At 68.7% G+C, this 7973-nt stretch carries 8 protein-coding genes; 4 read left to right on the top strand and 4 right to left on the bottom strand.

The window, feature by feature from the left end; all coding sequences use genetic code 11:
* Nucleotides 1-103: 103 nt before the first annotated feature.
* The 3 genes from RWO33_RS17575 to RWO33_RS17565 all read right to left on the bottom strand — a co-directional run bounded on the left by RWO33_RS17575 (nt 104) and on the right by RWO33_RS17565 (nt 3355).
* Nucleotides 104-1534 carry an amino acid permease gene (locus tag RWO33_RS17575; protein WP_314106485.1) on the bottom strand — a complete coding sequence of 477 codons (1431 nt, stop codon included), beginning with the start codon at nt 1532-1534 and terminating at the stop codon, nt 104-106.
* A 199-nt stretch (nt 1535-1733) separates the two neighbouring features.
* Nucleotides 1734-2369, bottom strand: coding sequence for a leucine efflux protein LeuE (leuE, locus tag RWO33_RS17570; protein WP_314106484.1), 636 nt, complete (start codon nt 2367-2369; stop codon nt 1734-1736).
* A 62-nt stretch (nt 2370-2431) separates the two neighbouring features.
* Complete coding sequence (locus RWO33_RS17565) at nt 2432-3355, bottom strand: LysR family transcriptional regulator (protein WP_314106483.1); 924 nt, start codon at nt 3353-3355, stop codon at nt 2432-2434.
* Nucleotides 3356-3443: 88 nt separating this feature from the next.
* On the opposite strand from RWO33_RS17565, the gene RWO33_RS17560 reads away from it, so the two are divergent.
* The 4 genes from RWO33_RS17560 (at nt 3444) to RWO33_RS17545 (ending at nt 7068) form a co-directional block, all read left to right on the top strand.
* Nucleotides 3444-4451 (top strand): zinc-binding alcohol dehydrogenase family protein, encoded by a 1008-nt coding sequence (locus RWO33_RS17560; RefSeq protein WP_314106482.1) that lies wholly within the window; start codon nt 3444-3446, stop codon nt 4449-4451.
* A 66-nt stretch (nt 4452-4517) separates the two neighbouring features.
* Nucleotides 4518-5981 carry a DNA recombination protein RmuC gene (gene rmuC, locus RWO33_RS17555; RefSeq protein ID WP_314106481.1) on the top strand — a complete coding sequence of 488 codons (1464 nt, stop codon included), beginning with the start codon at nt 4518-4520 and terminating at the stop codon, nt 5979-5981.
* 92 nt (nt 5982-6073) lie between these two features.
* Entirely contained in the window at nt 6074-6448 is a 375-nt protein-coding gene (locus RWO33_RS17550; protein ID WP_314106480.1) for a hypothetical protein, read from the top strand.
* A 59-nt stretch (nt 6449-6507) separates the two neighbouring features.
* Nucleotides 6508-7068, top strand: coding sequence for a glutathione peroxidase (locus tag RWO33_RS17545; RefSeq protein ID WP_314106479.1), 561 nt, complete (start codon nt 6508-6510; stop codon nt 7066-7068).
* A 104-nt stretch (nt 7069-7172) separates the two neighbouring features.
* Here the strand turns inward: RWO33_RS17545 and RWO33_RS17540 are convergent.
* The coding region (locus tag RWO33_RS17540) for a VacJ family lipoprotein (protein WP_314106478.1) at nt 7173-7973 on the bottom strand (801 nt) is incomplete at its 5' end.

The raw sequence follows: 7973 nt of genomic DNA, 5'->3' as shown, positions 1-7973 counted from the left end.
CCGGCCGTTGGCCGGCCCTCATGAACGTTGCGGTCATCGCGTAGGCCGGCCAACGGCCGGCGCTACCGGGATACCGACGGCGGGTCGGTATCCCCCGGCAACCTCAACGGCCGATCAATGCATTGCGTCGGCTGTACAGGAAATACACGGCCAGGCCGATCACGTTCCAGATCAGGAAGTACAGCTGGGTGCTGCTCGGCAGGCTGATGAACAGGTAGATGCAGCCCAGCGCCGCGGCCGGGCCGATGAACCAGGCGATCGGCGTGCGGAAGGTGCGCTTGGCGTCCGGCGCACGACGGCGCATCACCACCAGGCAGATGCCCACCGCGGTGAAGGCCGCCAGCGTGCCGGCGTTGGCCAGCGCGGCGATCTCGTCGAGGCGGGCGACGCCGGCCAGGGCGGAGACCACGGCGGCGCTGAACAGGGTGGTGGCCACCGGCGTGCCGGTGCGCTTGTTCACCGCGGACAGACCGCGCGGCAGCAGGCCGTCGCGGCCCATGACGAAGAACACGCGGCTCTGCCCGAACAGGAAGGCCAGCAGCACGGTCGGCAGGGCGATGATGGCCACCACGCCGATGACCGCCGCCGCCTTGGGCTGGCCCAGTTCGCGCATGATCAGGGCCAGCGGTTCGGCGCTGCTGCCGAAGATCGCGTAACTCATCGCGCCGACCGCCGCCAGGGCCACCAGCATGTAGATGATCGTGCAGCCGACCATCGAGCCGATGATGCCGATGGACAGGTCACGCCCCGGGTTCTTGGTTTCTTCCGCGGCCGTGGAGATCGCATCGAAGCCGTAGAAGGCGAAGAAGATGATCGCGGCCGCCGCCATCACGCCGCGCTCCACGCCATCCGGACCCAGCGACTTGGCGAAGCCATGCGGCATGAACGGGTGCAGGTTGGCCGAATCGAACGCGGGCAGCGCAACGGCGACGAACACCGCCAGCGCGATGATCTTCAGGACCACCAGGATGGCGTTCAGCGTGGCGCTTTCCTTGGTGCCCAGCATCAGGCCGCCGGCCACCACCCAGGTGATGATCACCGCGGGCAGGTTGAACACGCCGCCTTCCACATGGGGGCCGGCCGACAGCGCCAACGGCAGCCGGATGTCGATGCCGAAGTTGCCGTGGATCCATTCCAGGAACCCGACGAAATAGCCGGACCAGCCCACGGCGACCGTACTGACGACCAGCGAGTACTCCAGGATCAGGCTCCAGCCAACCACCCACGCGAAGATTTCGCCGAGCGCGGTGTAGCTGTAGGTGTAGGCGCTGCCGGCCGCCGGCATCATCGTCGACAGTTCGGCGTAGGACAGCGCCGCGCAGGCGCAGACCGCGCCGGCGATGGCGAAGGAGATCAGCACCGCCGGCCCGGCCAGGTTGGCGCCCACGCCGATCAGGGTGTAGATGCCGGTGCCGACGATCGCGCCGATGCCCATGGCGATCAGGTGCGGCCAGCTCAGCGTACGGACCAGGCTCCTGCCGGCTTCATGGACGGTGACGGAATCGAGCGACTTGCGCCGTAGCAGCGATGACATGGAACCTCACAGGATGACTGGTATCGACAATTTCCCGAGTGTGACCGAACGCGGCGCAGCATTACTACTGCCGGGCGTCGTGAATCGCTTGACGATCATTTCAAATGATCGTGGCTGACGAATCCGGCACACATTGCCGGGCCGCTTGCGATTCCCCGCCCCTATTGCGCCACGTCGCTGTCGCAGGGGGACGCGGTCCTCAGCCGCTCACGCCGAGGCGCACGCCGAACCCGACCAGGAACACCCCGGCCACGCGTTTCAGCCAGACCCCCACCCGCGGGTGCTGGATGATCCGGCGCCGCAACAGGTTGCCCACCCCGATCAGCACCGAACAGTACGCCAGGCTCAGCACGAAGATCAGCGCTGCCATGGTCGCGAAGGTCACCACGCCCTGGTGCCGGGCCGGGTCGATGAACAGCGGCAGGAACGCCATGTAGAAGATGATGGCCTTGGGGTTGAGCAGGCTGACCAGGATCGCCTGGCGGAAGTACTGGCCGGGGCGCAGGCGGACGCCACTGCCGTCGTCATCGCGGCCGGCCGGTGTCGCCGGGCGCAGCAGGCCGATGCCCACCCACACCAGGTAGGCGGCACCGAGATACTGCACGGCATGGAACACCAGCGGGTTGGCGCGGAGCAGCGCGGCCACGCCGGCCACCGCCAGCCACATCAGGATCTGGTCGCCCAGCAGCAGCCCGAACAGCGCGGTGTAACCGCCGCGCACGCCGCCGCGCCCGGTGGCGGTGAGCAGGGTGAAGGTGCCCGGGCCCGGCAGCGCCAGGAACACCAGCACGGCAACGACAAAGGTCCACAGGTCCTGGATGCCCATCCACGGCATGGCGGTGACTCGACTACAACGGGGGCCGCCATTGTCGGCTACCCGACCCGTCGCCGACAGCGTTACCGCGCACGTCCGGGCAGATCGGCCAGCATCGGTTGCAGGCGCTCGGCGCACAACGCATGCAGCTGGCGGATCGCGGGGGAAAACTGTTTGCGGTGCGGGCACACCAGGTTCAACGGCAGGCTGTCGCCTGCGCCCCCCATCAGCACCTGCAGGCGCCCGGCGCGCACATCGTCGGCCACATCCAGCCACGACTTGAACACGATGCCTTCGCCGGCCAGCGCCCAGCGCCGCACCACGTCGGCGTCGTCGCAGACCAGCTGGCCGCGCACCGGCACCACCACGCGCCGCCCGTCCTGCTCGAAGCTCCAGCGGTCATAGGGCCGCCCGGCCAGCTGGTAGACCAGGCAGTGGTGGTCCTTGAGCGCCTCCAGCGAGGCCGGGGTGCCATGCCGCTGCAGGTAGGCCGGGGAGGCCACCAGCACGCGGCGGTTGTCCGGTGCCAGCGGCAGCGCCACGTAGCTGGCGTTGTCGAAGCGCCCCAGCCGGAAGGCGATATCCACCGGATCGCGGAACACGTCGGCGACCTGGTCGGACAACAGCAGCCGCAGCTGCAGCCGGGGGTGGGCGGCGCGGAACTCGGTCAGCCACGGCAGCAGCACGTTGCGGCCGAGGTCCGACGGCGCCGCCACCTGCAGCACGCCGCGCAGCTCGGCATCCTCGCCGCGTACCCGTGCCTGCGCTTCCTGCAGCGTCGCCAGCAGGTCCTGCGCGTAGGGCAGGTACAGCACGCCTTCGGCGGTCAGGCGCAGGCTGCGGGTGGAGCGCACGAACAGGCGCAGGTCCAGCTCGCGCTCCAGCCGGGCCACTGCAGCGGCGACCTGGCCGGGCAGCAGGTCGACCTCGCGCGCGGCGCTGGAGAAGCTGCCAAGCGCGGCGGTGCGGACGAACAGCTGCAGATCCTCGAAGCGGACCATTTTCATTCCAGGAGTGAAAGTGCTGCTGCATTCTGCGCCTTTCCGGCCGTGACAGGGCAGGCGAAGCTGGGCGCCTCCTCCAAGGATCTCTCCCATGAAAGCCATCGCCTATACCCAGCACGGCCTGCCGATCGCCGACCCGGCATCCCTGGTCGACATCACCCTGCCGGTGCCTACCCCGGGCCCGCGCGACCTGCGCGTGCAGGTGCGCGCGGTCTCGGTAAACCCGGTGGACACCAAGGTGCGCCGTGGCGTGGCGGTCGACGCCCCGCGCGTGCTGGGCTGGGATGCGGTCGGGATCGTCGATGCGGTGGGCAGCGAGGTGACCCTGTTCCAGCAGGGCGACGCGGTCTTCTATGCCGGCGACATCAACCGCCCGGGCAGCAACGCCGAGTACCAGCTGGTGGACGAGCGCATCGTGGGCCGCAAGCCGGCCAGCCTGGACGACGCGGCCGCCGCCGCGCTGCCGCTGACCGCGATCACTGCCTGGGAGCTGCTGTTCGACCGCCTGCGCATCGCCGAAGGCGGCGGTGAAGGCCAGACCCTGCTGGTGATCGGTGCGGCGGGCGGCGTCGGCTCGATCCTGGTCCAGCTGGCGCGCCAGCTGACCCGGCTGACCGTGATCGGCACTGCCTCCCGCCCGGACACCCAGGACTGGGTATACGCGCTGGGGGCCCACCACGTCATCGACCACAGCCAGCCGCTGACCGAAGGCCTGGGCCGGATCGGGATCGAGGCCGTCACCCACGTCGCCAGCCTCACCCACACCGACCAGCACTACGCGCAGATCGTCGCCGCGCTGGCCCCGCAGGGACAGCTGGCGCTGATCGACGACCCGGGCCAGCTGGACGTGATGGCGCTCAAGCGCAAGAGCCTGTCGCTGCACTGGGAGTCGATGTTCACCCGCTCCAGCTTCAGCACGCCCGACCTGCAGCAGCAGCACGTGCTGCTCGACCGGGTGGCCGAGCTGGTGGACGGCGGGGTGCTGCGTACCACCCTGGGCGAACATTACGGCCGCATCGACGCCGCCAACCTGCGCCGCGCGCATGCGCACATCGAAAGCCACCGCGCGGTGGGCAAGGTGGTACTGGAAGGCTTCTGAGCTTCAGGGCAGCGGGAAGGCTGATCCGGCGCAGCGAATGAGACCGGCTCAGCCTACACTTCTTCCATGCAACCTGAATTCCTCATTCTCGGCGGCCTGCTCTGTGCCGTCCTCATCCTGCAGCTGGTGCTCCTGCTGCGGCGTTCCGACCATGGCGAGCTCGATCAGAGCCTGCGCGAAGAAGCGCGGGTGGGCCGCAGCGAGCTGCGCGAGCAGCTGGAAGGCCTGGGCCGGCAGCAGGACGCGCGGCTGGAAACCTTTGCGCGCGCGCTGACCGACCTGTCCACCCGCACCGACCAGCGCCTCGACCTGCTTCGCGACGCGCTGGGTGAAGACGCACGCAAGGCACGCGAGGATGCCGGGCTGGCCCAGCAACGCAGCGACGCCCACATGGGCGCGCTGCGCCAGGCCGTGGCCGATGATGCCCGGCTGGGCCGCGAGGAAGCCACGCAGTCGCAGCAGCGGTTCGGCGAATCCCTGGGCCTGCGCCTGCAGGAGATGACCCAGCGCAACGAACAGCGCATGGGCGAAATGCGCGCCACGCTGGAACAGCAGCTGCGGAGCCTGCAGGCCGACAACGCGCAGAAGCTGGACCAGATGCGGGTCACCGTCGACGAAAAACTGCAGACCACGCTGGAAGCGCGGCTGGGTGCGTCGTTCCAGCTGGTGTCCGACCGCCTGGAACAGGTGCAGCGTGGGCTGGGCGAAATGCAGCAGCTGGCCACCGGCGTCGGCGACCTCAAGCGCGTGCTGACCAACGTCAAGAACCGGGGCAGCTGGGGCGAAGTGCAGCTGGACAACATCCTCGAGCAGACCCTCACCCAGGAGCAGTATGCGCGCGGGGTCAAAGTGCGCCCGGACAGCGGCGAGATGGTGGACATCGCGGTGCGCCTGCCCGGGCGCGGCCACGAGGACACCCCGGTGTGGCTGCCAATCGATTCCAAGTTCCCGCGCGAAGACTACGAGCGCCTGCTCGATGCGCAGGAACAGGGGGATGTGGACGGTGTGCGCGTGCAGGGCGCGCAGCTGGAACGCGCGATCCGGATCCAGGCCAAGTCGATCTGCGACAAGTACATCGCGCCGCCGCACACCACCGACTTCGCGGTGATGTTCCTGCCGACCGAAGGCCTGTATGCCGAAGTGATCCGCCGCCCTGGCCTGGTCGACCTGCTGCAGCGCGAACATCGCGTGGTGGTGGCCGGGCCGACCACGGTCACCGCGCTGCTCAACAGCCTGCAGATGGGCTTCCGCACCCTCGCCATCGAACAACGCTCCAGCGAGGTCTGGAGCCTGCTGGGTGCGGTGAAGAGCGAGTTCGGCAAGTTCGCCGGCATTCTGGAAAAGGCCGAAAAGCAGATCAGCACGGTCGGCCGCAGCCTGGGCGAGGCCAGCCGCAAGACCCGCACCATCGAACGCCGCCTGCGCGGGGTGGAATCACTGGGCAGCGAGCAGACCGATCTGCTGCTGGGCGATGCCAGCGGCGACGATGACGAGGCCAGCGCGGACGACGTGTCAGCCGCGCAGGACTGAAACGCATTGCCGACACCCTGCATGCACGCGATCGGCGATGCTGGCTCGCGGCCACGTGCCTGCCTTCCTTTTCCTCCTCCAGGATTGAACCGATGCGTCTTACCCTGATGTTGTCCCTGATGCTCGCGCTTGCCGGCTGCAGCAGTTCGCCGAATGCCGGCGACACCGCCACGAACGCTCCCGCCGCCGTCGACAACGCCGATGCCGCCCGCTGCGCGGCCGCCGGTGGTGAACTCAAGCCGCTGGGACGGCTGCAGCGCGTGCAGTGCGTGGTGCCCTACGCCGATGCCGGCAAGGCCTGCAGCGCCAAGAGTGAATGCACAGGCCAGTGCCTGTCCCAAGGCGAGACCGAACTGGTGGCTGGCAGCAAGGCGCGTGGTGTATGCCAGACCGACGTGAGCCAGAACTTCGGCTGCCGCCAGCGCATCGACAACGGCGTGGCCCAGGGCACGATCTGCGTCGATTGATTTCCCATTCCCAGGGCACATCTCCGATGTGCCCTTTTTCACTTCGCACAGGATTTCCCGTGAGCCAGACCGTCTACGACATTCCCGTTTCCACCATCGAAGGCCAGGCCAGTTCGCTGGCCGACTACCGCGGCAAGGTGCTGCTGGTGGTCAACGTGGCTTCCAAGTGCGGCCTGACCCCGCAGTACGAAGGCCTGCAGGCCCTGTATGCCGACAAGCAGGCCGCCGGCCTGGAAGTGCTGGGCTTCCCGGCCAACAATTTCCTGGCCCAGGAGCCGGGCAGCGACGCTGACATCCAGCAGTTCTGCCAGCTGGAATACAACGTGAGCTTCCCGATGTTCGCCAAGATCAGCGTGGCCGGCGATGACATCCACCCGCTTTACCAGCAGCTCACCCAGGCCCAGCCGGCTGCCACCGGCGAAGGTCCGATGCGCGAGAAGCTGCAGGGTGCGGTCGCCAAGTACCCGGACCTGGTGGTCAACCCGGCCCCCGGCGTGCTGTGGAACTTCGAGAAGTTCCTGGTCGGCCGCGACGGCAAGGTCATCGCCCGCTTCGCGCCCGACGTTCCGGCCAATGACCCGCGCCTGGTCGCCGCCATCGACGCCGCACTCGCCGCCTGATTCCCCGCGACGTTGCGGCGCCCGCCGGTCACCGCCGGCCACGGCAGGTACCCACGGTTGGTGGGTATGCATCAAAAAAAACCCCGCCGAAGCGGGGTTTTTTCTTAGTTGCCCCAGTCGGGCATCGGCATCGCGTCGACCGGGATCGGCGCGGTGTCGTCCGCGTCCTTGCCGCGGGCATGGCGACCACGCAGGTCGTTCTGGATCTGGTAGTTGCGGCGCTGCAGCCAGGCATCGCGGGTCAATGCGTATTCGTCCACCGCGTTGTCGCGGATGTCGTCCAGGGCGAGCAGCTGCGAGCGCATGTCCACCAGTTGCAGGCCCTGCAGGGGGATGCGCACCTTGTCTTCTTCGATGGTGCGGATCGGCGACAGCGGAATGTCGCCGGCCAGCCCGAACACGTCGCGCACGGTACGCGGGCCGAAGAACGGCAGCTCCACGTAGCGCGAGCTGCGCCAGCCCCACGCGCCCAGGGTCTGGCCGAAATCCTCGCTGCGGCGCGGTACCAGCGCGCGGCTGGCCGGGTCGAACAGACCACCGATGCCCAGCGTGGAGTTCATCACGAACCGGCCCAGGCTGTCCCAGGCATCCCCGGGGCGGCCCTGCAGCAGCTGGTTGGTGATGGTCACCGGCGCGCGCAGGTTGCTGAAGAAGTTGGTCACGCCGGTGCGTGCGAAGCGCGGCACGACGTGGGTGTAGGCGGTAGCCAGGGGCCGCGCGACCGCGCGGTCGACCACGTTGTTGAAGGCGTGCACGCGGCGGTTGAAGCCTTCCCACGGGTCGTAGGCCGATGTCGACGGCTCGCCGCCGTCGGCGCTCGGCGCCGGACCGCCATACAGCGCGGCGAAATCGTCTTCGGCACCGGTCGGCGCGGTGCCGTTGTCGGCCGCGGGCGGGGTGGCAGG

Origin of the sequence: uncultured Stenotrophomonas sp. (assembly GCF_963519925.1) — a bacterium.
Lineage (GTDB): Bacteria > Pseudomonadota > Gammaproteobacteria > Xanthomonadales > Xanthomonadaceae > Stenotrophomonas > Stenotrophomonas maltophilia_AE.
Note: the sequence above shows the minus strand (reverse complement) of the source record. Positions and strands in the feature narration are given on the sequence as shown.

Bases quoted from the DNA above. Each gene is read 5' to 3' on its own strand.
- RWO33_RS17575 (WP_314106485.1), bottom strand. From the start codon at position 1,534: ATGTCATCGCTGCTACGGCGCAAGTCGCTCGATTCCGTCACCGTCCAT.
- leuE (WP_314106484.1), bottom strand. From the start codon at position 2,369: ATGCCGTGGATGGGCATCCAGGACCTGTGGACCTTTGTCGTTGCCGTG.
- RWO33_RS17565 (WP_314106483.1), bottom strand. From the start codon at position 3,355: ATGAAAATGGTCCGCTTCGAGGATCTGCAGCTGTTCGTCCGCACCGCC.
- RWO33_RS17560 (WP_314106482.1), top strand. From the start codon at position 3,444: ATGAAAGCCATCGCCTATACCCAGCACGGCCTGCCGATCGCCGACCCG.
- rmuC (WP_314106481.1), top strand. From the start codon at position 4,518: ATGCAACCTGAATTCCTCATTCTCGGCGGCCTGCTCTGTGCCGTCCTC.
- RWO33_RS17550 (WP_314106480.1), top strand. From the start codon at position 6,074: ATGCGTCTTACCCTGATGTTGTCCCTGATGCTCGCGCTTGCCGGCTGC.